The organism is Vibrio sp. 2134-1 (assembly GCF_033339495.1).
The window spans coordinates 1-853 of record NZ_JAWOUS010000245.1 but is presented as its reverse complement, the minus strand read 5'-3'; the positions used below and the strand labels follow the sequence as shown (position 1 = coordinate 853).

The 853-nt window shown below is 49.9% G+C and carries 1 protein-coding gene and 1 pseudogene; both read right to left on the bottom strand.

What is annotated here, in order from left to right; translation table 11 throughout:
- Positions 1–83: 83 nt before the first annotated feature.
- Positions 84–767, bottom strand: a complete 684-nt coding sequence (gspJ, locus tag R7R78_RS25235) for a type II secretion system minor pseudopilin GspJ (protein WP_020904375.1) — start codon at positions 765–767, stop codon at positions 84–86.
- Positions 754–853: pseudogene (locus tag R7R78_RS25230) on the bottom strand (type II secretion system protein GspI); the annotation flags it as partial. The gene gspJ and the pseudogene R7R78_RS25230, both read right to left, overlap by 14 nt.

The following is an 853-nucleotide window of genomic DNA, read 5'->3' as shown; positions in this document are numbered from 1 at the left end:
AACGTTCAGACATGGTGGCAGCAATGGTCGCCATAATCGCCAACAGCATCAGTACAATAATCAAAGCAACACCACGCTGACGATTAGCCATTGTTGTTGCCCTCCGATGCTTTGTTTCTTTCACTTTCTGCAAGCTTGCCATCTGGCGTTAGATACGTGCGCGCAATTTCACCGTAATCCTTCAACTTCAAGACAACTGAGACAGCTTTCGGCAACTCTTTATTGCTGTCCCACTCTTTCTTCCACTGTTTACCGTCATAAAACCGCATGTCGAAAGATTCCACCTGCGTCAGCAACGGAGTGACAATGCCTTCCTGCCCAACTGGGGTATCTGGATAACGCCACCAAACACGCTGCAGGGTTTCTTCTTTAACGCGATAGCCCACTTTAGTCACTTCACCACGCGGGAACTGTTGCTGCGGGTTATGCCAACCCACACGCGCAAACATCAAGCCTTTTGCGTCGGAATCGAGTAAATAGTCCGACCAAAAGATCAGTTGCCCGGCAGGGTCTTCGCCGTTGGTACGCGTTTGACGCAATGCCATTTGGCGGAAGTCGTTATCCATCATCACCATGGCGCGTTGCAGTTCATTCAAACGTTGAGTTCGCTCTTGCGACAACTCATTACTGCGCTGAACTTGCGACACCACTTGGTATGCCGCCACGCTCAAACTGGCAAAGATTGCTATCGACACCAGCACTTCAATGAGTGTAAAACCTTTTGCTGTACGGCGCTTATTTGCGCGATTGGGATTACTGCGCCACATAGCTTCTTACCGTAACAACTGGACTCGCGTTTTTCGCGGTCGCGACACTTACATCAAATGCTTTCAGCAATGGCTGCGTGGTGGCT

Bases quoted from the DNA above. Each gene is read 5' to 3' on its own strand.
- gspJ (WP_020904375.1), bottom strand. From the start codon at position 767: ATGTGGCGCAGTAATCCCAATCGCGCAAATAAGCGCCGTACAGCAAAA.